This is a genomic window from Bradyrhizobium sp. WSM471, from assembly GCF_000244915.1.
Lineage (GTDB): Bacteria > Pseudomonadota > Alphaproteobacteria > Rhizobiales > Xanthobacteraceae > Bradyrhizobium.
This window is the reverse complement of sequence record NZ_CM001442.1, coordinates 4,498,514-4,521,464: the sequence shown is the minus strand read 5'-3', so window position 1 is coordinate 4,521,464 and position 22,951 is coordinate 4,498,514. Positions and strand designations below refer to the sequence as shown.

The window sequence follows — 22,951 nt, the reverse complement described above, 5'->3', positions numbered from 1 at the left end:
TCCAATGCGGCGGAAAAGTCCTCCCGAGTCCATGGCCTGAATCCGGAAATTTGTCCAGCAAAGTCACGATCCTAGGCCTCGGTCGAACGGCCGGAGGTAAATTCCTCAGGGGAGGGATGGATCCATAACGGAGTCACCCCCTTGGCAGACGGCGTGCTAGCAGGTAATCGACGGCCCTCGCGGAGGACGGAACCGATTTCTCTTCGTACGCCACTGGCGCTTCTGCTCGTTTCACTGGGTGCGATCGCTGCCGTGTGGTGGTGGCTTGCCACGCCGATCTCGCTTGCGCGCGCCCCGATCGATCCCGCCGACAAGGTCCAATGCGTCTCCTACGCGCCGTTCCGCGGCGAGCAGTCGCCGCTGAACGCATGGACCCATATCGAGGCCGACCAGATCGAGCAGGACCTGCGCCAGCTCAAGGAGATCACCGACTGCGTCCGCACCTATTCGATGGAGAACGGGCTCGACCAGGTGCCGGCGATCGCAGCCCGGATCGGCGGGCTGAAGGTGCTCCAGGGCATCTGGCTCTCCAGCAACCGCACCAAGAATTTCGAGCAGGCCGCGCTCGCCATTCGCCTTTCCAAGGATTTCCCCGGAATCATCACCAGCATCATCGTCGGCAACGAAGTGCTGCTGCGTGGCGAGATGACGACCGCGGACCTCGTCTCCATCATCCGCTCGGTGAAGGCGCAGGTCAGCGTGCCCGTCACCTATGCCGATGTCTGGGAGTTCTGGCTCAGGAATCGCGAGATCTACGACGCCGTCGACTTCGTCACGATCCATATCCTGCCTTATTGGGAAGACAATCCGGTCAAGGCGAAGTTTGCCGCCTCCCATGTCGAACAGATCCGCGAGCGCATGGCGGTCGCGTTCCCCGGCAAGGAAATCCTGATCGGCGAAACCGGCTGGCCGAGCGAAGGGCGCATGCGCGAGGGCGCGCTGCCGTCGCGCACCAACCAGGCGCGCGTGGTCTCGGAGATCCTGAGTCTCGCGAAAGCGCAGAAATTCCGCGTCAATCTGATCGAGTCCTACGACCAGCCGTGGAAGCGCAAGCTGGAAGGCACCGTCGGCGGCTATTGGGGCCTCTATGACTCGGTGCGCCGTGGCCTGAAATATCCGCCGGGCCAGCCGATCAGCAATTTCCCGTACTGGAAATGGTACATGGGCGCCGGCATGGGCCTCTGCGTCCTGGTGTTCGCGGTGGCCGGCCTGACGTTGCGGCGCAGGCCCTGGACGCCGCGCTTCTCGGCCTGGCTCGGCGTGGCGATCTCGGCGACCTCGGCCGGCATCCTGCTCGGAATCGGCGCGGACAAGATGTACTATGAGAGCTACGGCATCGGCGGCTGGCTGCTGTGGGGCGCGCTGCTCGCGGCCGGCATCCTGTCGCCGATCTTCTGCGCGCAGGCGATGGTGATCGGCCGCAGCCTCCCGACCTTCCTCGATCTGCTCGGTCCGCGCGAGGGCCGGAAATGGTCGAAGCTCACCGCCGTGCTCGGCTTGACGCTGGCAGTGACGGCGGTCATCGCGGCGCAGACCGCGCTCGGCTTCGTGTTTGACCCGCGCTACAAGGATTTCCCTTACGCCGCGCTGACGATGGCGGTGGTGCCGTTTGCGCTGTTGATGCTGAACCGGCCGCAGATCGGCCAGCGTCCGATCGCGGAATCGGTCTTCGCCGGCGTGCTGGCGCTGTCGGCGACCTTTGTGCTGTTCAACGAGGGCCGCGACAATTGGCAGTCGCTGTGGACCTGCGCGATCTATCTCTTGTTCGCGCTCACGCTGTGGCGGGCGCGGGCCGAGCAAATCCAAGAATGAGCAGGCCGATCGCCAGGCCCGACAGCACGACATTGTAGAGCACGATGCCGAGGCCGGCCGCGATGATGCCGACGGTGAGCAGCACGATCGACGGCCGCATCAGGTTCAACGTCGCCACCACCAGCGCGACGATGCCGAAAACCGAATTCTTGAACAGCACGGTCGAGACCGAGCGCGCCTTGCAGATCAGGGTCTGAAGCCCGGCGTCGCAGGCGAGACCGACCTGCGAGTTTTCGATTCCGAGGTAGCGCAAATAGAGAGCATAGCCGACGCTGGCGAAGCCGACGACGATCAGGAACTGCACCTGGTAGGGCGTGAGGCGGAAGGGCTTTTTTGTCATGGCGGCAATATGGTCGGGAAGGCGCGGGCGGGCAACAGGGAAGACGAGTTTATCGCGGCCCGTTGCGGGAGGAGCAAGGCGGCCGCGCTTGGCCCGAACTTGTCCAGGAACAGGCTGGGATCACGCAGGTTTTGAAACGGTGTGACCGCGCAACGCATGCTGCATACAAGGAGCGAGCATGGAAAAGCCAACCCAGGAGCAACTGGACGAACTCAAGAGGCTGAGCAAGGAAGCTCGGGTCGAGGATTGGTCGGAACTGGTCCAGTCGAGGGATGAAGCTGAGAACCGCATTCGCGACCTGAAGGAAAAAGCGCGCATGGAGTAGGTGATTGCGTGCGCCGATGAGCCATCAAGGACGATTTTGCACCACCCGGTTCTGGTCCCTCAGCCGACGTTCGTATTTTCGGCCAAGGCCAGCAATCGCCTCTTGATATAGGGGTCGGCCTGTTCGGCCAATTCGCGGATGAGCGCGAGGTGCTCGCGCAAAAACGTCTCGTCCGCCATCTCCGCTCCGAATCATGTTCGTCGCGGATACTGCCGTTTTGTGTCGGGAGAGTTCGTATCGTTTGATACGTCGGCCCGAGACGGTCTTCCCCCGCCGCAGGGCGGATGCGGCGTCTACCTTCTGAAGAACGATGACAGCGTCGATCCCGCCGACGCCGTCTCCGGCTTTGCCGGCGCTGCGGGTTGCGCCGCAGGAGCAGGCGCCGGCTCCTCGCGCTTCGACGAGCGTTTTGAGGAAGAGCTGCGGCGATGCTTGTCAGGCTTGGCGGCGGGCGCGGGTGCCGGAGCGGTCTCGGCTTGCGGCACAGAGTCCTGATTCTTGTCGGAGTTCTTCTCTTGAACTCGATCCTGACTCTTCTCTTGTTTTTCCTGCCCGCCGCGCATTGACAGCCGCTGGCCGTCGAACACGGTGGTCTCGCAGTGGCGGTCGTTCTCGGCGAGGCCGGCGCAGAGTTTTGCTGCAGCCGCTGCGTTGATCAGCGGGCCGGCACCGAGGCGGAGCTGCATGCCGAGGCCGGCGTTGCCTTCCTTGATCATGATGATCGGCCGCAGCGCTGCGATCTCGGGATTGGATTTGGTCACCCCGCGCCACAGCGCGCGCAGGCCATCGAGCGAGTTGGCGCCACCGAGATCAATCGCAAAGCGCGTCTGCTGGACCGCGATCGCGGGAGCCTCGCTTTCAGCGGCCTCCGGCGGCTTGGCTTGTGCCGCAGCGACTTCGACCGGGGCAGGCGCCGGATCTGGCTTCTTCTCGGTCGCCTTCTCAGCGGTCTTCTCAGTGGACTCGGGCTGAACCAGTTTCGGGGCGGCGGGATCGGGCGGCGCCATGATCGATTTGGATGGGACCAGCGGAAGCATCGGCAGTGCCGAATTCGTCGCCGGCAACTGCGCGACGAGCGAGGCCGCGGCCGCGCTTTGTGGCGGCGGGCTCGGCGGCTCCTTTGTGGCCTCGGCGCGCGGCTTGTCGTTGGCCGGAGCCGGCGTCGAGGCGACCGGCGCGATGCCGGGCGCCGGCGGCCCGATCAAAGCCGGCGCGTCCTGAGGTTTCGCAACGGACGCCTGCGGCGGCGTTGTCGTCTGCTTGGCGATCGCGCCGGTGACGGAATCGAGCCCTTGCTCCAGCACGGTGACGCGCGAATAGAGCCGGTCGCGATCGGTGTTCAGCGTCTCGATGGCGGAGGCGAGGCGGCGGGCCTCGTTCTGGCTCTCCTTGCTCAGCATCTGGAGCCGGTCGGCCTGGCGCGCGAGATCGGCGGACGCAACCTGGTCGCGCCGCCAGCCGAGCTGGGCCTGATTGGCGAACACGGCAAGCACCACGGCGCCGACGGCCGCCACGCCCCATGAGCCCAGCCGCCACATCATGCCGCGATCGAACGAACTCTCCTCGGCCACAAGTCCGGAGAACAGCCCGCCGGTCTCCTTGGCGCCGAAGGCATCCGCCAGTGGGTCGGAATCCTTTGCCATGAACGTTAAGTGCCCAACCCCTGTCCGGCTTCCCCGAATCAATCAGGGAACATTAACAGGAAAAGCGTGTCGCACTTGAACTCCGGGCGTTTGCGGGGGTAGCAAGGCGATAGCTCATGAGGGCGGCCGTCGCCCGCTGGCGCCACTTGATTCGGCCGATTGACAGGATTTCGATGACCGCCCGTTCCAGCCTCACGATCGTGCTCGCCGCCGGCGAAGGCACGCGTATGCGCTCACACCTGCCGAAAGTGCTGCATCCGGTGGCGCACCAGAGCCTGCTCGCCCACGTGCTCGCCGCGGCGCCCAAGGGAACCGGCACCTCGCTCGCGGTCGTGATCGGACCCGACCATCAGGCGGTGGCGGACGAAGCAAAGCGCATCCGCCCCGACGCGCTCACCTTCGTGCAACAGGACCGGCTCGGCACCGCGCATGCGGTGCTGGCGGCGCGTGATGCCATTGCCCGGGGCGTGGACGATTTGCTGATTGCATTCGGCGACACGCCGCTGATCTCGGCCGAGACCTTTGCGCGGCTGCGCGCGCCGCTGGCCAAAGGCGCCGCGATTGCGGCGCTCGGCTTCCACGCCGCCGATCCCACCGGCTATGGCCGCTTCATCGTCGAGAGCGACCGCCTGGTCGCGATCCGCGAGCAGGCCGATGCCAGCGCCGAGGAGCGCAGGATCGACCTGTGCAATGCCGGGGTCATGGCGATCGACGGCCGCCGCGCGCTCGCGATCCTCGAGAAGATCGGCAATGCGAATTCCAAGGGCGAATATTATCTGACCGACGCCGTCGGCGTTATCAGCGAACAAGGATGGGATGCCGTGGTGATCGAAACCAGCGAGGACGAAGTGCGCGGCATCAACACCAAGGCGCAGCTCGCCGAGGCCGAAAGCGTGATGCAGGCACGGTTGAGGAAAGCGGCGATGGAGTCCGGCGTGACGCTGATCGCGCCCGAAACCGTCTATCTCGCCGCGGATACCGTGTTCGGCAAGGACGTGACGATCGAGCCCTTCGTGGTGATCGGCCCCGGCGTTTCGATCGGCGACGGCACGGTGGTGCATTCCTTCTCGCATATCGTCGAGACCAGGCTCGGCAAGAAGGTCTCCATCGGCCCCTATGCGCGGCTGCGGCCCGGCACTTCGCTCGGCGACGGCGCGCGCATCGGCAATTTCGTGGAGACCAAGGCCGCGACGCTGGAGGCCGGCGTCAAGGTCAACCATCTCTCCTACATTGGCGATGCCACAATCGGCGCCAATTCCAACATCGGCGCCGGCACCATCACCTGCAACTACGACGGCTTCAAGAAGCACAAGACGATCATCGGGCAGGGCGCCTTCGTCGGCACCAACTCCTCGCTGGTCGCGCCGGTGACCATCGGCAACGGCGCCTATATCGGCTCGGGCTCGGTGATCACGCGCGACGTGCCTGATGATGCCATGGCGCTGGAGCGTAGCCCGCAGACCATCCGCGACGGTGGCGCGGCGCGCTATCGCGAGATGAAGACAAGTGGCAAGAAGCTTGAAAAGAAGCCGGCGAAATGAGCGCCGCTATTCGTCGTCGGCGAATTCGGAGAAGATCGCGCGCGTCAGGCGCCAGCCGCGCGCCTTGGCACGCTTGGCCGGCTCGCCGGCGGCGTGCTTGATGAAGACGGGCTTGCTTTCCTTGCCGCGCTGGGGCGGCGGCCAATGCGCAAGGTGCGTGCCGGTGGTCTCGCTGGCGCTCACCGACATCGATGACAGACGTTTGCGGTTGGATGAGCCTTTCATGGCCTCTCTCCTTGGTACGCAAGGGTTGGCCAAATTCGTTGACAACAAGTTAATGCGCGCGGTTTAAGGCTCAGCCAGTTCGACGCAGGCGAGGCGCGTTGCCGTCGGTGCTGTCTCAATCAGCAATAATTATTGAGTATCTGGTTCCTTAGGAACTTCGCTAAAAACCGAGCGCGTCGTTTAGGCGATTTTTCGACGATTTGGGGGATATTGATCCGCATGTGCGGGATTGTCGGCATTCTCGGGCGCGAACCGGTTGCAGAGCAATTGGTGGATTCGCTCAAACGTCTTGAATATCGCGGCTATGATTCCGCGGGCGTCGCCACGCTTGAAGGCAAGCATCTCGAGCGCCGCCGCGCCGAGGGCAAGCTGAAGAATCTGGAGAAGCGGCTGGAAGCCGAGCCGCTCAAGGGCACGACCGGAATCGGTCACACCCGTTGGGCCACCCACGGCAAGCCGACCGTGAACAATGCGCACCCGCACGCGACCGAGCGTGTCGCCGTCGTTCACAACGGCATCATCGAGAATTTCCGCGAGCTGCGCGAGGAACTCGAGACGAAAGGCACGGTGTTCCACACCCAGACCGACACCGAGATCGTGCTGCATCTCGTCGACGATCTGCTCACGCGCGGCAACAAGCCGGTGGAAGCGGTGAAATTGACATTGGCGCGTCTGCGCGGCGCGTTCGCGCTCGGCTTCATCTTCGCCGGCGAGGACGATTTGATGATCGGCGCCCGCAATGGTCCGCCGCTCGCGATCGGCTATGGTGACGGCGAGATGTATCTCGGCTCCGACGCCATCGCGCTCGGGCCGTTCACCGACACGATCAGCTATCTCGAGGACGGCGACTGGGTCGTGCTGACCCATACGAGCGCTTCGATCTTCGACAAGGACGGGCATGCCGTCCAGCGCGAGAAGACCAAGCACGCCGCCTCGACCTCGCTGGTCGACAAGGCCAATTACCGCCACTTCATGGCCAAGGAGATCCACGAGCAGCCGGAAGTGGTCGGCCACACGCTGGCACGCTATGTCGACATGGCGACCGAGCGGGTCTCGCTGCCGGTCAAGCTGCCGTTCGACCTCAAGAATATCCAGCGCATCAACATCACGGCCTGCGGCACCGCGAGCTACGCCGGGTTCGTCGCAAAATACTGGTTCGAGCGTTTCGCGCGCGTGCCGGTCGAGGTCGATGTCGCCTCCGAATTCCGCTACCGCGAGGCGCCCTTGCGCAAGGGTGATCTCGCCATCTTCATCTCGCAGTCGGGCGAGACCGCCGACACCCTGGCCGCGCTGCGCTACGCCAAGGCCCAGGGTGTGCACACGGTGGCCGTCGTCAACGTGCCGACCTCGACGATCGCGCGCGAGAGCGAGACCGTGCTGCCAACGCTGGCCGGCCCCGAGATCGGCGTCGCCTCGACCAAGGCCTTCACCTGCCAGCTCATGGTGCTGGCAAATCTTGCGATCGCGGCCGGCAAGGCCCGTGGCGAACTGTCCGACGAGGACGAGACCAAGCTCGTCCACGGGCTCGTCGAGATCCCGCGTTTGATGTCGGATGCGCTCACCACCGAACTCCAGATCGAAAAGCTGGCGCGCGAGATCGCGAAATCGCGCGACGTGCTCTATCTCGGCCGCGGCACCAGCTTTCCGCTCGCGCTCGAAGGCGCGTTGAAGCTGAAGGAGATCTCCTACATCCACGCCGAGGGCTATGCCGCCGGCGAGCTCAAGCACGGCCCGATCGCGCTGATCGACGAGACCATGCCCGTCGTCGTCATCGCGCCCTACGACCGGGTGTTCGAAAAGACCGTCTCCAACATGCAGGAGGTTGCCGCCCGCGGCGGCAAGATCATCCTGATGACCGACGCCAAAGGCGCGGCGGAGGCAACCGTCGAGTCCCTCGTCACCATCGTCATGCCTGACATGGCGGCGGCGTTCACGCCGATGGTCTATGCCGTCCCCGTTCAGCTGCTCGCCTATCATACGGCGGTCATCATGGGGACCGACGTCGACCAGCCGCGCAATCTCGCGAAATCCGTGACGGTGGAATAGGCGGAAGGGTTGAGAGCGGAACGCTTCGTGGTCTTCCAAAACCTGCTAGAAGACCCTAGCTTGAACGAAGCGACCGACCTGGAACCCGAATGACCCCCCGTGACGATGCGCCTGCGCCTCTTGATCCCACGCCGGAGCCGCATACCGGCCTGATAGGCCGCTTCCGCAATTATTTTCTCACCGGTCTCGTGGTGACGGGACCGGTTGCGATCACCTTTTATCTGGTTTGGTGGTTCGTCACCTGGGTTGATGGCGTGGTGCGGCCGTTCGTGCCGCTGGCCTATCGGCCTGAAACCTACATGCCGTACGTCATCCCCGGCTGGGGACTGATCGTCGCATTCTTCACGCTGACTCTGGTCGGCTTCCTCGCGGCCAATTTGATCGGCCGGACGCTGGTCGATGTCGGCGAGACCTTCCTCGGCCGCATCCCGGCGGTGCGCGCCATCTACCGCGGCCTGAAGCAGGTGTTCGAGACTCTGTTCTCGGGCAAGGGCTCGAGCTTCCGCAAAGTCGGTCTGGTCGAGTTTCCCTCGCCGGGCATGTGGTCGATCGTGCTGATCTCGCAATCGCCGAACGAGGACGTCTCCCGCAGCCTGCCGGGTCAGGAGGAGCACGTCTCGGTGTTCCTGCCGTGTTCGCCGAACCCGACGACCGGCTTCTTCTTCTACGTGCCCAAGAGCAAGATCGTCGAGGTCGACATGAGCACCGAGGACGCCGCGACGCTGATCATGTCGGCCGGCGTGGTGCAGCCGGGTTCGGCGCCCGACCCGAAGAAGGCGGCGGCGCTGGCGGGCATGGCGAATGCCGCGCGTATTGCCAACGCCTCGGCTGCGCTGCAGCCCCAGCCTGCGAAGGTGGAGTAGGGCCATTCCTCTGCGGGATGGCCGCCGGTCACGCGAGCGTCCCGTCCTCTGCTAGTCTCCGGTGAACCGAGCGCGTTGCTCGGACTTCGATCTGGAGTGCACGATGTCCAAAACCATTGCGATCCTCGCGCCCGGTGCCATGGGCAGTGCCGTGGCCCGCCGTCTCGGCGAGCACGGTGCGCGCGTGCTGACGTCGTTGAAAGGACGGAGCGAGGCGACGCGCAAACGCGCGGCGGATGCCGGCATGATCGGCGCCGAGGACGACGCGATCGCGGACGCCGACATCATCCTCTCGATCGTGCCGCCGGGCGAAGCCGTGGCGCTCGCCGAGCGGCTTGCCGGGCTGATCGTCCGGCGCGAGAAGAAGCCGGTCGTGGTCGATTGCAATGCCGTCAACGTCGATACCGTGATGAGGATCGAGGAGATCATCGGCTCGGCACAGGCGCGGTTCGTCGATGCCGGCATCATCGGGTTCCCGCCCCAGCCCGGCGGCAAGAGCCCGGCCTTCTACATGTCCGGCGAGCACGCTAAGGACGTCGCCCTGCTGAAGGATTTCGGGCTCGACGTGCGGATCGTCGAAGGGCCGGTCGGTGCCGCGTCCGCGCTCAAAATGTCCTATGCCGGGATCGTCAAGGGTCTCGTCGGGATCGGCTCGGCGATGGTGGTCGCGGCAACGAAAGCGGGGGCTGCGGATGCGCTGCGCGACGAACTCGCACTCAGCCAGCCCGCGGTTCTGGCCCGGCTCGAAGTCGCGCTGCCGGACATGATTCCGAAAGCCTATCGCTGGGTTGCGGAGATGCGGGAGATTTCCGGCTTTCTCGGCCCCGATCATCCAGCCAGCCAGGTTTACGAAGGCTTTGCGCGTTGGTTCGAGCATCTCGCTGACGACGCGAAAGGCGAGGCGGCGGATACCGACCTGATGAAGGCATTCGCCGCGCGTATCGCGCAGAAGAAATCCTGATCGTCCGGTCTCACGTCGCGGCCATCGATCATGTGCCGTGCACCGACTCCAGAAAACCCTGGATGTCCCGATCGCGTCTCAAGCGCACGACCGGGACGTCAGCACCATACTGCACGCGCTCGGCCTCGATGACAGGCGCGCGCTCGGCGTCGTAGCGCCATGCTTCCCGCATCAATGTCCAGTCGAACTGTTCGGGGCACCCCTCCGGGAGGTCAGGCCGGGTCTTGTCGCGATCGAGGGCGGAGCGCAGGAGAATGCGCCACTGGCAGAGCCAGCGCGGGCGGTCGATGACGACCAGAGTATCGGCGCGCGCCAGCGTGAGATCGAAGGCAAGCCCCGAGAAGCTGCCGTCGACAACCCATGCGTCGCCCCCGATCGCATCAGCAACACGTGTCCGGAAGCTCGGTTTGTCGGACGGCTTCCAGCCCGGCTGCCAGTAGAGCACGTCGAGATGCACCACCGGCAGCCCGAGCTTTTGCCCGAGATTCCGGGAGAGGTTCGTCTTTCCGCTGCCCTGACAGCCCACGACGATGATCCGGCGCATCGCCGCAAGGTTTCACGAAACCCGCCGAGGCGAAAGATTGGATTTCAACTTGCCGTTCCAGGTGCGGAATGGCTGAATGGCCGCGTTTGACATGGGAGTTCGAATGAGAGTGCTCGTCATCGGCGCGGGAGCGCTTGGAGGCTATTACGGAGCGCGCCTGGTCCGAGCCGGCGGCGACGTGACCTTTCTGGTGCGGACCGGGCGTGCGGAGCAATTGCGGCGGAATGGATTGCAGGTCGTGAGCCCGCACGGCGATTTCGCCGTGCAGCCGAAGGTCATCCTGGCCAACCATCTCAAGGAAACCTTCGACGTCGTGCTCGTCGGGGTGAAATCCTACTCGCTCGACGAGGCGATGGCCCAGTTTGCCCCGGCGGTTGGTGCCCAAACGATGATTTTGCCGATCCTCAACGGGTTGAAACATGTCGACGCCCTGACTGCGCGGTTCGGCGCCGCTCAGGTTCTCGGCGGGCTCGCGAACGTCAGTGCCGGGCTCGATGCGGACGGCCGTGTCGTTCAGTTCATGGCCAATCAGACCATCGTCTTCGGCGAGATCCAGGGTTCGTTGAGCGAGCGCGTGCTCGCGCTGGAGACGCTGCTGCATGTGCCCGGTATCGACGTGCGCGCCAGCGAAGCGATCATGCAGGACATGTGGGAGAAATTCGTCCAGCTCTCGACGCTCGCCGGCATCACCTGCCTGATGCGTGCAAGCATCGGAGACATTCTGGCCGTGCCGAACGGCGAGCAATCCATCTTCCGCCTGTTCGCCGAATGCTGCGCCGTCGCGACGGCCTCGGGTTTCGAGCCGCGAGCGCCTTTCATCGAGTTTGACCGGAAGCTGTTCACGATCCTGGACTCCCCGCTCAAGGCCTCGATGCTGCGGGACATCGAGCGCGGCTCGATTACCGAGGCGGAGCACATCCTCGGCGATATGGCCAACCGGGCCCGTGCGCTTGATATCGACACGCCCTTGCTGGATCTCGCCCGGGCGCATCTGGCGGCTTATGAGATTGGGCGGCAGAGAGCGGCCAGCTAACCCGCCCCGATCAGCGGGATCGCCTCATCCCGCTCGTAGAGATACAGCAGGCACCGCAGCGCCTCGCCGCGCTCGCCCTTGAGCTTTGGATCGTCCTTGAGGATGCGCAGCGCCTCGTCGCGGGCCTGGGTGATGAGCTGGCCGTGCACCTCCGAGCGGGCGATGCGGTAGCCAGGCAGGCCGCTCTGGCGCACACCGAGCACATCGCCTTCGCCGCGCAGCTTCAGATCTTCCTCGGCGATGCGAAAACCGTCGGTGGTCTCGCGGATCACCTTCAGCCGCGCCTTCGACATCTCGCCGAGCGGCTCGGAGTAGAGCAGAAGACAGGTCGAGGCCTCCGAGCCGCGCCCGATGCGGCCGCGCAATTGGTGAAGTTGGGCGAGGCCAAAGCGTTCGGCGTTCTCGATCACCATGATGGTCGCCGCCGGCACGTCGACACCGACCTCGACGACGGTGGTCGCGACCAGCAGGCCGATCTCGTGGGCGGCGAACTGGCCCATCACGCGGTCCTTCTCGGTGCCCTTCATCTGGCCGTGGACGAGGCCGACGCGCTCGCCGAAACGCTTTTGCAGGCTTTCGAAGCGCTTGGTCGCATTGGTGAGGTGCTCTGTACCCTCGGCCTCCGATTCCTCGACCAGCGGGCAGATCCAGTAGACCAGCTTGCCGGATTCGAGCGCGCGGCCGATGCTGTCGGTAACCTCGCCGAGGCGGCTCATCGATATGGTGCGGGTTTCGATGGGCTGGCGGCCGGCGGGCTTCTCCCTGAGCTCGCTGATGTCCATGTCGCCGAAATAAGTCAGCACCAGCGTGCGCGGGATCGGCGTTGCGCTCAGCACCAGCACGTCGACTGCCTCGCCCTTTGACGTCAGCGCCAGCCGCTCGCGCACACCAAAACGATGCTGTTCGTCGACGACGGCGAGGGCGAGATCCTTGAAGATCACGTCGTCCTGGATCAGCGCATGGGTGCCGACGAGCAGGTCGATCTCGCCGGCTTCGAGTTGTGCCAGCAGGTCCCGCCGCTCCTTGCCCTTTTCGCGGCCGGTGAGGATCGCCACCCGCATGCCCGCGCGCTCGGCGAGCGGCGTGATGGTCTTGATGTGCTGACGGGCCAGAATTTCGGTCGGCGCCATCAGGGCGGCCTGCTTGCCGACCTCGGTGACCGCAGCGGCGGCGAGCAGCGCGACCACGGTCTTGCCGGAGCCGACGTCACCCTGGAGCAGGCGCAACATGCGCACGGGTTGTTGCAGATCATTGGCGATGGCGGCCGCGGCGTCGCGCTGGGATGACGTCAGCGCATAGGGCAGGGCATCGATGATCTTGTTGCGGAGCTGCCCGTCGCCGGCGTTGCGCACACCGGCCGGGCGCCGCAATTGCGCGCGAATCAGGGCAAGCGCAAGTTGCCCGGCGAGGAGTTCGTCGAAGGCGAGGCGCGACCAGAACGGCTGGTCGGGCAGAATGTCGGTGAGCTCGACCGGCTGATGCATGCGGGTGAGCGCCTCCGAGATCGGCGGGAAGCTGCAGCGGCGCAGCACCTCCGGGCTGATCCATTCCGGCAGCGCCGGCAGCTTCTGCAGCGCCTGCGCGACCGCGCGGCGCAGCGAGCCGAGCGCAAGGCCTTCGGTCAAGGGATAGACGGGATCGATGCCGGAGAGTTTTGAAATCGCCTCCTCGTCCAGCACCCGGTCGGGATGCACGATCTGCGGGATGCCGTCGTACATCTGCAGCGTGCCGGAGACGAAGCGCTTCTCCCCAATTGGCAGCAGCTTTTCGACATAGCCGGGCTTGGCGCGGAAGAACGTCAGCACGACGTCGCCGGTATCGTCGCTGGCGTAGACGAGGTAGGGCGCGCGCGCATTGCGCGGCGGGGGCGGGCGGTGGCGGTCGACGGTGACCTCCAGCGTCACCATGGTTCCTTGCACGGCGTCGCGGATCTTCGGCCGTGCCCGGCGGTCGATGACCTGGCTCGGCAAATGCAGCAACAGATCGACCAGCCGCGGCGTCTCATTGCGGCTCAGCAGATATTGCAGCAGCTTGTCCTGCTTCGGACCGACGCCGGGCAGGCTGGTCACGGGGGCAAACAGCGGATTGAGCAGGCTGGGGCGCATCAGGCGAACCTAGGATCGTTTTCGCTCGTCATGCCCGGCTTTATGCCCGGCATCCACGTGTTTTTTCGTGCCCCTGCGGCGGCAGCGGGCCATGATAAATCGAGGGCTGACATGGCCCGCCCGAGTGGCTATATCACCCCGGCCCGGCACGTCCGGGCTTTTGGCGTTTGACTGGAATTGAGACATGACGGGAACGACACGATCGAGCAACGGGCTGGACGACCGCCGCAAGCGGCTTCTGTTCCGCTGCTGGCACCGCGGCACGCGCGAGATGGACCTGATCCTCGGTCGCTTCGCGGATGCCGAGATCGGCAATCTGTCCGAAGACGAGCTGACGCAGCTCGAGGCCCTGCTCGAAGAGGCCGATCCCGACCTCTATGCCGCCATCACCGGCGACAAGGTGCTTGCCGCCGAAATCATCGGCCCGCTTTTTGCGCGCATCAAGGCGTTTCCGATCGCGGACCGCGACGTATGAAGCAGGGGATGAAATCGCCGGCCGAGCTGCTCACGCCCGGCCGCGCGCTGACGCTTGCCAATGTCGCCGAGGGTGCCGAGGGCCTCGTCGTCTCCGATCTCGCGCGCGCCATCGCGGCGCGGCCGAAGAAGCCGGCTGTCAGCCTCGCGGTGGTCTGCCGCGACGGGCCGCGGATGCAGCAGCTCGAACGGGCCCTGCAATTCTTCGCGCCCGATTTGCCCGTGCTGACCTTCCCGGCCTGGGACTGCCAACCCTATGACCGCGTCTCGCCCCATGGCGGCGTCCTCGCGCAGCGCCTGACGACGCTGGCGCGCCTTGCGTCACTGACCGGCAGCGACAAGCCGCTGATCGTGCTGACCACGGTGAACGCCGTCGTCCAGCGCGTGCCGGCGCGCGAGCTCGTCGCGGCGCAGGCGCTGTCGGTCGCGCCGGGCAACGTCGTGCCGATGGACACCATCATCGCCTGGCTCGAGCACAACGGCTACAACCGCTCCTCGACCGTGCGCGAGCCCGGCGAATATGCCGTGCGCGGCGGCATTCTGGACCTGTTTCCGGCCGGCCTCGACCAGCCCGTCCGTTTCGATTTCTTCGGCGACAGCCTGGAATCGATCCGCACCTTCGATGCCGAGACCCAGCGCACGCTGCTCGACATGCGCGCGCTCGATCTCGTGCCGATCTCCGAATTCCAGCTCGTCACCGACACCATCCGTCGCTTTCGCATGGGCTATGTCGCCGAGTTCGGCGCGCCCGAGCGCGACGATGCGCTCTACGAGGCCGTCAGCGAGGGGCGCCGTCATCCCGGCATGGAGCATTGGCTGCCGCTGTTCCAGGACCGCATGGATACGCTGTTCGACTATCTGCAAGGGGCAGCCGTCGCGATCGAGCCGCAGGCCGAGGACGCCATCCGCGAGCGCTTCAAGCAGATCCTCGACTATTACCAGGCCCGCCGCGATGCCATGGAGCATCCGGGCGGCGGTGCCATCTACAAGCCGCTGCCGCCTGACAGGCTCTATCTGACCGAGGAGGAGTGGGGCAAGCGCGAGAGCGGGATGCCGTTGGTGCGGCTGACGCAGTTTTCGGTGCCTGCCGATGGTACCAGCGTGGTCGATGCCGGCGCACGCAAGGGACGAGACTTCGCCCCGGAGCGCAACGACAATAAGGTCAATGTCTTCGAAGCCGTCGTCGCACATGTGCATGGGCTGCTGACAAGCCGCAAGAAGGTGGTCATCGCGCTCTGGACGGAGGGCTCGCGCGACCGCATGATTTCGATGCTGCGCGATCACAAGCTCACGCCTGTGACCAGCGTCAACAGCTGGCGCACGGTGCAGGCGACCCCGCGCAACGAGACCATGCTCGCCGTGCTCGGCCTTGAAAGCGGTTTCGAGACCGACGAGATCGCGCTCATCAGCGAGCAGGATATCCTTGGCGATCGCCTGGTCCGGCCGCGCAAGGCGAGCCGCAAGCTCGACAATTTCATCTCGGAGGTGACGAGCCTCGCCGCCGGCGACATCGTGGTTCACGTCGATCACGGCATCGGCCGCTTCATCGGCTTGCAGACGCTCGACGTCGCCGGCGCGCCACATGACTGCCTCGAGCTGCATTATGCCGCCGAGACCAAGCTGTTCCTGCCGGTCGAGAACATCGAGCTGCTGTCGCGCTATGGCTCCGACCAGACCTCGGTCGAACTCGATCGTCTCGGCGGCTCGGGCTGGCAGACGCGCAAGGCCAAGCTCAAGAACCGCATCCGCGAGATCGCGGGCGAGCTGATCAAGATCGCCGCCGAGCGCCACCTGCACGAGGCGCCAAAGCTGCCGGTGCAGCCGGGCCTCTATGACGAGTTCTGCGCGCGCTTCCCCTATGACGAGACCGAGGATCAGCTTGGCGCGATCGAGTCCACGCTGAAGGACCTCGAGCTCGGCCGTCCCATGGACCGGCTGATCTGCGGCGACGTCGGCTTCGGCAAGACCGAGGTGGCCTTGCGCGCCGCCTTCGCGGTGGCGCTCGAAGGCAAGCAGGTCGCGGTCGTGGTTCCGACCACGCTGCTCGCCCGTCAGCACTACAAGACGTTCACCGAGCGTTTCAAGGGTTTCCCGGTGCAGGTGGCGCAGGCCTCGCGGCTGGTCCCGGCCAAGCAGCTCAATCTGGTCAAGAAGGGCCTCACCGACGGCGCGGTCGATATCGTCGTCGGCACCCACGCGCTGCTCAGCAAGTCGATCAAGTTCCGCGATCTCGGGCTGCTGATCGTCGACGAGGAGCAGCATTTCGGCGTCACCCACAAGGAGCGGCTGAAGCAGCTCCGCGCCGAGGTGCACGTGCTGACGCTGTCGGCGACGCCGATCCCGCGCACGCTTCAATTGGCGCTCACCGGCGTGCGCGAGCTCTCGATCATCGCATCGCCCCCGGTCGACCGCCTCGCGGTCCGCACCTTCGTCGCCCCGCACGATCCGCTGATGATCCGCGAGGCGCTGCTGCGCGAGCGCTATCGCGGCGGCCAGGCGTTCTACGTGGTGCCGCGTATCGACGACCTCGCCGAGGTCAAGGACTTCCTCGACAAGAACGTGCCGGAGATGAAGGTCGCGGTCGCGCACGGGCAGATGCCGCCCGCCGTGATCGAGGACATCATGACCGCGTTCTACGACGGCAAGTTCGACATCCTGCTGTCGACCACGATCGTGGAATCCGGCCTCGACATCCCCAACGCCAACACGCTGATCGTGCATCGCGCCGACATGTTCGGCCTCGCCCAACTCTATCAGCTCCGTGGCCGCGTCGGCCGTTCCAAGCTGCGGGCCTATGCGCTGTTCACGCTGCCGGCGCAGCAGAAGATCACGGCGCAGGCCGAGCGCCGGCTCACGGTGCTGCAATCGCTGGAGACGCTGGGCGCAGGCTTCCAGCTCGCCTCGCACGACCTCGATATCCGCGGCGCCGGCAACATCCTGGGCGAGCAGCAGTCCGGCCATATCAAGGAGGTCGGCTTCGAGCTCTACCAGTCGATGCTGGAGGAGGCGATCGTCAACCTCAAGGCTGGCGTGTCGGAGCCCGCCGCCGATCGCTGGTCGCCGACCATCACGATCGGCATGCCCGTGCTCATACCGGAGGACTATGTCGGCGATCTCTCGGTGCGGCTGTCGCTCTACCGGCGGCTCGCCGACCTCGACAGCGAGGAGGAGATCGAGAACTTCGGCGCCGAGATGCGCGATCGTTTCGGCGTGCTGCCGGACGAGGTGCGCTATCTGTTCAAGGTCGCCGCGATCAAGGCGTTCTGCCGGCAGGCCAATGTCGGCAAGATCGACGCCGGCCCGAAGGGCGCCGTCATCGCCTTCCGCGACAATTCCTTTGCTCACCCCGATCGCCTGGTGAGCTTCATCCGCAGCCACGGCCAGGCCGCGAAGGTGCGGCCCGACATGAAGGTGGTGTTCCTGCAGGACTGGGAGACGCCGGAAGAGCGTCTCGCCGGCACCACCGAGATCATGCGCCAGCTGGCGCAGCTCGCGCAGAGCAAGAAGGCGGCGTAGAAGTTTCCGGAGGCGGCGCGGCGCGAAACGACGCGCCGCATCCGGATCCCCGAACAGCGACATATGATCACTTGCGGAATGATCGAACAGTTGCTACGTTCAGTCTATCGAGTTTCGGCCGAACGACTTGGCCTCGCCGCTGAAAAGCGCGCCTGACTGACGACCCTCCCTCCAGATCTCGACGACACACGCCGCGCTTCTGAGCGCGGCTAAACGTTTATCTATCTTAAAGGACGATCCCCATGACGACGGGAACTGTGAAGTGGTTTAACAGCCAAAAGGGCTTCGGATTCATTCAGCCGGACGAGGGCAGCCAGGATGTCTTCGTTCATATCAGCGCCGTTGAACGCGCCGGCATGAATACCCTCAACGAAGGGCAGAAGGTTTCCTTCGAAATCGTTGCAGATCGCCGGACCGGCAAGTCTGCTGCTGAAGATCTGCGCGCCGCATAGGCTGCCGCAATCTCAATGACGTTGCTTTGACCACGGATGTACTGGCAGAGCTTCGGATCTTTGGACCCGCGACCGTTTATCGGCCGCGGGTTTTTTGCGCCGGCTGTCGCCCGCCGCGAATGAGAATGCGAACGGTCACGCAACGATTCCATATATGAGCAGTCGAGCTCCGACGGCAGCGGGCGCTGGCGGATGACTACGACGCCGCGCGCGACGCGTCGGCCGACAGCCGTCCCAGCAGCGACCTTGCCGTATCCGATGGCGACAGCGAATCCACCGAGACGACGGGATCGCTGCGCATCTCGTGCTTGCCGTTCGACGTGTGCCGCATCACCGCGGAGAGACGGCGGGCGATCATGTGGGCGGTGCGGAAGTCGGTCTCGGCGAACACGACGATGACCGAGCCGTCCTTCTGCGCCACGCCAAAATCCATCTGCCGCATCAGGCGGCTGAGAATGCGGGCGGCATCGAGCTGGGCGCGGGAATTGCCGGGGTCGAAGGCGAAGCGCGCGACCGAGAGGCCGCCGCCGCGGGCCAGCGTCTGCTCGACCGTCTTGGCAAAATCGCGCGCAAAAGCTTCCGCCGTGAGCAGGCCGCTGCGCGGATCGAGCCAGCCGCCGGCATCAATCGAGCGCAGCGTGCGGCTCAGCTGGGCTTCCATGGCGTGCTGGCGGATCAGGGGCAGCGCGTTGGCGGCGACCTTCGCCGGCTCGCCCGGGATCAGCTCGAGATTGGGCAGGTCGTAGGTCTGCGTCAACTGATGCGCAGTGACGATCACGGGCAGGCTGCGGAAGCGGGTGTCCTCGGCGAGCACCGTGAGGAAGGCATCGGTCACGCGGGGGGTAAAACCTTCGGCGAGCACGACGCCGTCGAGATCGCGGGTGTTGAGATGCTTGGCCGCCGCCTCGATCGAGAGCGCCCCGATGACGCCGACGCGCTCGCCGAGCGCAACGGAAAGCGCGGGGTAAGCCGCGCCGCGACCGATCAGAAGCACCGTGGCATCGCGAACGGGATCGGCCTCCGGCAGCGCGACTTTCACCTCGGGCAGCCGGCGCAGCACCGTGGCATGGAGCGTGCGAATCCGTAGTGCGGCGCGAAGCCGCGCGATCAGGCGTTCGGAATGGCCGGCGCGCGAGGAAGAGAAGGGCAGGGCGTTGTGAGGGAGCGCGCCCGCCGCATCCAGCGCCACGAAGGGAAGGTAAGGCGATTGCTCCGCGATCTTCTTGGCGAGCGGCGCCAGATGCGGCTCGTGCCCGGTGTGCATCGCGGCGAGAACCGCGGCCGGCTGTACCTCTTCGACCGCGCGCACCGCGCCGGCCCAGCTGGTGTCGATCACGGGGAAGAATCGCGCCTCGTCCAGCGCCGCAATGAAGGCCGGCCGCTCGGCATTGGACACAAACAGGATCGGGCCGGCCTGGGACATCGAGGAGCTCTGATCACGCGACAGGTGCCGCGCAATCTAGTCCCGCCGCCTTAATGCAGCGTCAATGGAACCGTCGAAATGACCCTCAACCCGGCCCGGACCGGTCGCGAAAAGCCTCGACCATCAGGGGGTTAAGCCCGAGTTCGCTGAGCGCTTCGCGGGCGCGGGCATTGTCCTGGGCCCGGCCCGCGAGCCGGTGACCGGAGAGCCGGTCGGGCAGCGCGGTCAGCAGGGCGCCCTGGCCGAGCCGGCGCGCCCATTCCTGGAGGTCGTTGGAGAGGAAGCGGTAGCCGCCGACGGCCATGATCCCGGAGGGCGGCGCGGTAATGCAGATCGCGCCGCTGGGGCGGTCGAGCCGTGCGGCATAGCCGGTGTCGACATAGTCGCGTGGCGGCTGCGCGATCAGGCTGTCGCCGACCGGCGGCGGAGGGGCGTAGGCCGCGATCGGCACCATCGGGCCGCGCAGGCCGAGCGTGCCCTTCGGTGTCAGCAGAATCTCGCCGGCGATCGACGAACCCGACTGCTCGCGCGGCGCGCCGTGCGGTCCCGGCATCACCGGCACCGGCATGCCGTCCTCGCCACGCCGGGCGCCGAACAATCCGGCCTCGCCGAACAGATAGACGTCAGTGAACGGCGCGTGAGGCGCGATCCATGCCTCGCTCGCCGCCACCTGCTCGGGGGCACGCCACAGGCCGATGACGTTGCGCAAGGTCGGCATCCGCGCCGCCAGTTCGGAATCGCCGAGCCGCTGGGCGAACTGTGCCGGTGCGATCAGCACGTCGCATTCGTGCGCGTTGACCTGCTGCTCCAGCACGTCGTTCTCGAACGGATGATGCAGCGCCAGCGTGCCGCCGCACAGCAGCCACACCGCGAGCGAGGAGGCGAGCCCTGCGAACGACATCGGCGTGAACGCCGCCATCACGGTCGCGCCCTGCCTGATGTCGGCTTCCAGCGACATCGCGAGCCCCCCGGCGATCAGGCTGAAATGCGGCCGCGGCACCGGACGAAAGCCTTCCGCGGTGACGTCGAAGGAGATCATCGCCGCCTTGCGACCATCCTGAATCACGGCGCGCGCGGTGCCGGGCGGACGGGCCTGCACGTCGTCGAGCGAGGCCATGCCTTCGGGCAGGTTGGTGCCGAAGCCGCAGACATGGCGGATCGAGAAGGCCTCCGCGGCCGCGTGCATGGCGAGATCGGCATAGCTGACGCCGTCGACCGTGCTCATGGTGACGATGGCGCGCGCCGCGGTGCGGTTGAGAGCGGCGGTCAGTTCGGCATGGCGCCAGAGCAGCGGCAGCACGGCGACGACGAGGCCGGCGCGATGGGCGGCGAGAACGGTGAGCACGAACTCGACCGTATTCGGCAGCTGGATGGCGATGACGGAATTGGCCGGCAGGCCCGATTCGACGAAATAGGCGGACAGCGCCTCGATGGCCGTGTCAGCCTCGGCATAGCTCATCCGCCGCGGCTGGTGCCCGGTCACGCGGAACTTGTTCAGGGGGTCGAGCAGAGCGGTCGCGTGCGGCTGCCGCATCAGCGTGCGCTGAAACAGCGTGTCGAGCGTCGGCGATACGGCTGGCTGGTTCACGGCGTCACTTTGCTTGATGAGCTTCCGGCTGCCCCTTCGACCACCAGGTCTCCGGCAAATAGCCGGACAGCGAGGTGACCTCTGGCCGTTCTATCCGATTCCAGCGCGCGATCCATTGCTCGGATACGTTAAACAGGGGGATTGTATAGAAACCGGAGATCAAAGCGCGATCGAGCGCCCGTACCGCGGATACGAAATCCGTATGTTCACGGGCTTCCAGCAGTGCGGCAATCATCGCATCGACCGCGGGATCCCTGGCCCCCATGTAGTTGCGGGTGCCCGGATTGTCGGCGGCAGCGCTCCCCCAGTAGAAATATTGCTCGTTGCCGGGCGACAGCGACTGGTCCCAGCGGTTCTGGATCATGTCGAATTCGTAGGCGAGCCGGCGCTGGTCGAACTGCACAGGGTCGACCGATCGTACGCTCGGCTCGATGCCGGCGCGCCTGAGGTCGCGCTGGAAGGCAAGCGCGACGCGTTCCTGGTCGCGGGTCGTGACCAGGATCTCGAAGGTGAAGGGCGCCTTGGTCGCGCGGTTGCGCAGCACGGTTCCGTCGAGATCGTAGCCGGCCTCCGATAACAGCTTCAGCGCCGCGCGCAGCGTGGTCCGGTCGCGCCCAGAGCCGTCGGTTACCGGCAGGCGGTAGCTGCCGTCCAGGATGTCAGGCGGGATCTGCGCGGCGAACGGCTTGAGCAACTCGCGCTCGCGAGCATCCGCAGGCTTGCCATACGCTGACAGGTCCGAGCCGGCAAAATAGCCGGCGACGCGCGAGTAGAGGTTGAAGAAGTAGTTGCGGTTGACCAACTCGAAATCGAACAGCAGCGTCAGCGCCTGGCGCACGCGGATGTCGGCGAAGATGGGACGCCTCGTGTTGAACACCAGAAATTCGGAAGGTTGCGGCATGCCCGGCTTGAAGGTGTCGCGGATCACGTCGCCATTCTTCGCCGCGGGAAAGTCGTAGCCGTCGTGCCAGCGCAGCGGCTCGTGCTCGATGCGGAAATCATAGAGGCCGCGCTTGAAAGCTTCGAACTGGCCGTTGGCCTCGCGAAAATAGTCGAGCCTGATCTCGTCGAAATTGTAGAGCCCGCGATTGATGGGCAGGTCACGGCCCCAATAGTCGGGATTGCGGGTGAGCGTCACGCTGGCACCGGGCCTCACCGCGGTGACGCGGTAGGGGCCGGAGCCGACCGGGGCCGTCAGCGTCGTCTCCTCGAAAGCCGCGACGTCGACGGCGTGTTTCGGCAGGATCGGCATCAGGCCGAGGATCAGCGGCAGTTCGCGGTCATTGGCTCCCGCAAGGTCGAAGCGGACGGTGAGGGGATCCGGCGCCTCGGCGCTTGCGACCTTGCTGTAATATTGCCGGTGGTTGGGGCGGCCGTGGTCGCGCAGCAACTGCCAGGAGAACAGCACGTCCTCGGCGCGGACCGGCTTGCCGTCGGAGAAGCGGGCGCGGGGATCGACGTGAAACGTGACAAAGCTGCGCGCGTCATCGGTCTCGACCGATCTGGCGAGCAGGCCGTAGAGCGTGAACGGCTCGTCATTGCCGCGCGCGAGCAGGCTCTCGACCACGTAGTTCCGCATCTGCTGCACGGCCAGTCCCTTGACGATGAAGGGATTGAGGCTGTCGAAGGTGCCGAGAACGCCCCAGGTCAACCGGCCGCCCTTGGGGGCGTCAGAATTGACGTAAGGCATGTGGGTGAAATCGGCAGGCATCGCCGGCTTGCCGTGCATGGCGATGGCGTGGGCTTCCTCGGCCCCTGCGCCGCTGACCGGGAGCCCAAAGGCGAACGGGAGCCCCAAGGCGAAAGCCAGGATACGAAGGCGGACGCAAAGACCTTCAGGACGGCCCTCGAGAAGGCGCTGGAACATGAACATCTGCACACGTTGATTCGAGGACCGCAGGCCTGAATCCTATCACAGGGATTTTCCCCGGGGCGTACGCCGGCGCGCGGCCAAAGACGCTTGTCGGCATTGATCTTTTCGTCGGCCACGTTAAGAAGGCGGGCAATCGCGCACGAGCGCCGAGCCGTCACTTATCCGCCTCATTTGACGGGGAGAGAGC

The 22,951-nt window shown here is 65.6% G+C and carries 18 protein-coding genes; 10 read left to right on the top strand and 8 right to left on the bottom strand.

The genetic code is table 11. The annotated features are described in order from the left end of the window. The first annotated feature begins 252 nt into the window (after positions 1-252). Positions 253-1,812, top strand: a complete 1,560-nt coding sequence (locus BRA471DRAFT_RS20110) for a beta-1,6-glucan synthase (protein WP_035974131.1) — start codon at positions 253-255, stop codon at positions 1,810-1,812. On the opposite strand, the gene BRA471DRAFT_RS20105 is transcribed toward BRA471DRAFT_RS20110, so the two are convergent. Then, positions 1,772-2,152 carry a hypothetical protein gene (locus tag BRA471DRAFT_RS20105; protein WP_007610563.1) on the bottom strand — a complete coding sequence of 127 codons (381 nt, stop codon included), beginning with the start codon at positions 2,150-2,152 and terminating at the stop codon, positions 1,772-1,774. The genes BRA471DRAFT_RS20110 and BRA471DRAFT_RS20105 overlap by 41 nt on opposite strands. 178 nt (positions 2,153-2,330) lie before the next feature. On the opposite strand from BRA471DRAFT_RS20105, the gene BRA471DRAFT_RS38380 reads away from it, so the two are divergent. Then, a complete protein-coding gene (locus BRA471DRAFT_RS38380) occupies positions 2,331-2,477 on the top strand; it encodes a hypothetical protein (protein WP_007610562.1) in 147 nt (48 codons plus the stop codon). Positions 2,478-2,770: 293 nt separating this feature from the next. Here the strand turns inward: BRA471DRAFT_RS38380 and BRA471DRAFT_RS20100 are convergent, their stop codons facing one another. Beyond that, on the bottom strand, positions 2,771-4,120 hold the full coding sequence (locus BRA471DRAFT_RS20100; protein ID WP_007610560.1) for a hypothetical protein: 1,350 nt from the start codon (positions 4,118-4,120) through the stop codon (positions 2,771-2,773). 173 nt (positions 4,121-4,293) lie between these two features. On the opposite strand from BRA471DRAFT_RS20100, the gene glmU reads away from it, so the two are divergent. Next, entirely contained in the window at positions 4,294-5,661 is a 1,368-nt protein-coding gene (gene glmU / locus BRA471DRAFT_RS20095) for a bifunctional UDP-N-acetylglucosamine diphosphorylase/glucosamine-1-phosphate N-acetyltransferase GlmU (protein WP_007610556.1), read from the top strand. A gap of 6 nt (positions 5,662-5,667) precedes the next feature. Here the strand turns inward: glmU and BRA471DRAFT_RS20090 are convergent, their stop codons facing one another. Continuing rightward, a complete protein-coding gene (locus BRA471DRAFT_RS20090) occupies positions 5,668-5,886 on the bottom strand; it encodes a hypothetical protein (protein WP_007610554.1) in 219 nt (72 codons plus the stop codon). A gap of 219 nt (positions 5,887-6,105) precedes the next feature. Here BRA471DRAFT_RS20090 and glmS point away from each other — a divergent pair, with 219 nt between their 5' ends. The 3 genes from glmS (at position 6,106) to BRA471DRAFT_RS20075 (ending at position 9,756) form a co-directional block, all read left to right on the top strand. Then, complete coding sequence (glmS, locus tag BRA471DRAFT_RS20085; RefSeq protein ID WP_007610552.1) at positions 6,106-7,932, top strand: glutamine--fructose-6-phosphate transaminase (isomerizing); 1,827 nt, start codon at positions 6,106-6,108, stop codon at positions 7,930-7,932. 89 nt (positions 7,933-8,021) lie between these two features. Continuing rightward, complete coding sequence (locus BRA471DRAFT_RS20080) at positions 8,022-8,795, top strand: DUF502 domain-containing protein (protein ID WP_007610549.1); 774 nt, start codon at positions 8,022-8,024, stop codon at positions 8,793-8,795. 103 nt (positions 8,796-8,898) lie between these two features. Then, positions 8,899-9,756 carry an NAD(P)-dependent oxidoreductase gene (locus BRA471DRAFT_RS20075; protein WP_007610548.1) on the top strand — a complete coding sequence of 286 codons (858 nt, stop codon included), beginning with the start codon at positions 8,899-8,901 and terminating at the stop codon, positions 9,754-9,756. 28 nt (positions 9,757-9,784) lie between these two features. Here the strand turns inward: BRA471DRAFT_RS20075 and BRA471DRAFT_RS20070 are convergent, their stop codons facing one another. Then, positions 9,785-10,300 (bottom strand): hypothetical protein, encoded by a 516-nt coding sequence (locus tag BRA471DRAFT_RS20070; RefSeq protein WP_007610546.1) that lies wholly within the window; start codon positions 10,298-10,300, stop codon positions 9,785-9,787. 103 nt (positions 10,301-10,403) lie between these two features. On the opposite strand from BRA471DRAFT_RS20070, the gene panE reads away from it, so the two are divergent. Then, the gene (gene panE, locus BRA471DRAFT_RS20065; protein WP_007610544.1) at positions 10,404-11,333 is read left to right on the top strand and encodes a 2-dehydropantoate 2-reductase; all 930 of its coding nucleotides are present in this window, start codon (positions 10,404-10,406) and stop codon (positions 11,331-11,333) included. Here the strand turns inward: panE and recG are convergent. Then, positions 11,330-13,438, bottom strand: coding sequence for an ATP-dependent DNA helicase RecG (gene recG / locus BRA471DRAFT_RS20060; RefSeq protein WP_007610543.1), 2,109 nt, complete (start codon positions 13,436-13,438; stop codon positions 11,330-11,332). The genes panE and recG overlap by 4 nt on opposite strands. 184 nt (positions 13,439-13,622) lie before the next feature. On the opposite strand from recG, the gene BRA471DRAFT_RS20055 reads away from it, so the two are divergent. The 3 genes from BRA471DRAFT_RS20055 (at position 13,623) to BRA471DRAFT_RS20045 (ending at position 17,880) form a co-directional block, all read left to right on the top strand. Then, complete coding sequence (locus BRA471DRAFT_RS20055) at positions 13,623-13,913, top strand: succinate dehydrogenase assembly factor 2 (RefSeq protein ID WP_007610537.1); 291 nt, start codon at positions 13,623-13,625, stop codon at positions 13,911-13,913. After that, entirely contained in the window at positions 13,910-17,428 is a 3,519-nt protein-coding gene (gene mfd, locus BRA471DRAFT_RS20050) for a transcription-repair coupling factor (protein ID WP_007610536.1), read from the top strand. Before BRA471DRAFT_RS20055 ends, mfd begins: the two co-directional genes overlap by 4 nt. Positions 17,429-17,670: 242 nt before the next feature. Further along, positions 17,671-17,880: a cold-shock protein gene (locus tag BRA471DRAFT_RS20045; RefSeq protein ID WP_007610535.1), complete on the top strand. Its 210-nt coding sequence runs from the start codon at positions 17,671-17,673 to the stop codon at positions 17,878-17,880. A gap of 196 nt (positions 17,881-18,076) precedes the next feature. Here the strand turns inward: BRA471DRAFT_RS20045 and BRA471DRAFT_RS20040 are convergent, their stop codons facing one another. The 3 genes from BRA471DRAFT_RS20040 to BRA471DRAFT_RS20030 form a co-directional block, all read right to left on the bottom strand. Beyond that, positions 18,077-19,303, bottom strand: a complete 1,227-nt coding sequence (locus BRA471DRAFT_RS20040; protein ID WP_007610534.1) for a hypothetical protein — start codon at positions 19,301-19,303, stop codon at positions 18,077-18,079. Positions 19,304-19,388: 85 nt separating this feature from the next. Beyond that, positions 19,389-20,891 (bottom strand): class I adenylate-forming enzyme family protein, encoded by a 1,503-nt coding sequence (locus BRA471DRAFT_RS20035; RefSeq protein WP_007610533.1) that lies wholly within the window; start codon positions 20,889-20,891, stop codon positions 19,389-19,391. Positions 20,892-20,895: 4 nt separating this feature from the next. Next, positions 20,896-22,764: an extracellular solute-binding protein gene (locus BRA471DRAFT_RS20030; RefSeq protein WP_007610530.1), complete on the bottom strand. Its 1,869-nt coding sequence runs from the start codon at positions 22,762-22,764 to the stop codon at positions 20,896-20,898. Between the last annotated feature and the right edge of the window lie 187 nt (positions 22,765-22,951).

Coding starts and splice junctions, on each gene's coding strand:
- mfd (WP_007610536.1), top strand. CDS start 13,910: ATGAAGCAGGGGATGAAATCGCCGGCCGAGCTGCTCACGCCCGGCCGC.
- BRA471DRAFT_RS20105 (WP_007610563.1), bottom strand. CDS start 2,152: ATGACAAAAAAGCCCTTCCGCCTCACGCCCTACCAGGTGCAGTTCCTG.
- BRA471DRAFT_RS20100 (WP_007610560.1), bottom strand. CDS start 4,120: ATGGCAAAGGATTCCGACCCACTGGCGGATGCCTTCGGCGCCAAGGAG.
- BRA471DRAFT_RS20090 (WP_007610554.1), bottom strand. CDS start 5,886: ATGAAAGGCTCATCCAACCGCAAACGTCTGTCATCGATGTCGGTGAGC.
- BRA471DRAFT_RS20030 (WP_007610530.1), bottom strand. CDS start 22,764: ATGTTCATGTTCCAGCGCCTTCTCGAGGGCCGTCCTGAAGGTCTTTGC.
- glmS (WP_007610552.1), top strand. CDS start 6,106: ATGTGCGGGATTGTCGGCATTCTCGGGCGCGAACCGGTTGCAGAGCAA.
- BRA471DRAFT_RS20070 (WP_007610546.1), bottom strand. CDS start 10,300: ATGCGCCGGATCATCGTCGTGGGCTGTCAGGGCAGCGGAAAGACGAAC.
- recG (WP_007610543.1), bottom strand. CDS start 13,438: ATGCGCCCCAGCCTGCTCAATCCGCTGTTTGCCCCCGTGACCAGCCTG.
- BRA471DRAFT_RS20075 (WP_007610548.1), top strand. CDS start 8,899: ATGTCCAAAACCATTGCGATCCTCGCGCCCGGTGCCATGGGCAGTGCC.
- BRA471DRAFT_RS20080 (WP_007610549.1), top strand. CDS start 8,022: ATGACCCCCCGTGACGATGCGCCTGCGCCTCTTGATCCCACGCCGGAG.
- BRA471DRAFT_RS20040 (WP_007610534.1), bottom strand. CDS start 19,303: ATGTCCCAGGCCGGCCCGATCCTGTTTGTGTCCAATGCCGAGCGGCCG.
- panE (WP_007610544.1), top strand. CDS start 10,404: ATGAGAGTGCTCGTCATCGGCGCGGGAGCGCTTGGAGGCTATTACGGA.
- BRA471DRAFT_RS38380 (WP_007610562.1), top strand. CDS start 2,331: ATGGAAAAGCCAACCCAGGAGCAACTGGACGAACTCAAGAGGCTGAGC.
- BRA471DRAFT_RS20055 (WP_007610537.1), top strand. CDS start 13,623: ATGACGGGAACGACACGATCGAGCAACGGGCTGGACGACCGCCGCAAG.
- BRA471DRAFT_RS20045 (WP_007610535.1), top strand. CDS start 17,671: ATGACGACGGGAACTGTGAAGTGGTTTAACAGCCAAAAGGGCTTCGGA.
- glmU (WP_007610556.1), top strand. CDS start 4,294: ATGACCGCCCGTTCCAGCCTCACGATCGTGCTCGCCGCCGGCGAAGGC.